Below are 242 nucleotides of genomic sequence, written 5' to 3'. Positions count from 1 at the left end.
CAGTGCGCCATGCGCAGGGATTAGCCAGTGGGCAAATACCATCAATAAAGTGAACTGGCTGATTTCCGCCAGAATATAAAACCGCAGTGACGCTTTGGCGATCACCAGATAACCAAAGACATAAGCGCCCACTTTTAACACATCACCCACTAACTGCCAGGCAAAGAGATCGCGCATAGCGGTAAATTTATTCGACAACAGCAGCCAGATAGCAAAATCACGCAGCAACCAGACGGTAAAAC

Annotated in this window: 1 pseudogene; it reads right to left on the bottom strand. The window is 47.9% G+C overall.

What is annotated here, in order from left to right:
* Positions 1-242 (bottom strand): annotated as a pseudogene (locus tag R0J87_RS23860) (hypothetical protein); the annotation flags it as partial.

The sequence above is a fragment of the Halomonas sp. SIMBA_159 genome, assembly GCF_046536035.1.
In the GTDB taxonomy this organism is placed as follows: Bacteria; Pseudomonadota; Gammaproteobacteria; order Pseudomonadales; family Halomonadaceae; genus Vreelandella; species Vreelandella venusta_A.
Note: the sequence above shows the minus strand (reverse complement) of the source record. Positions and strands in the feature narration are given on the sequence as shown.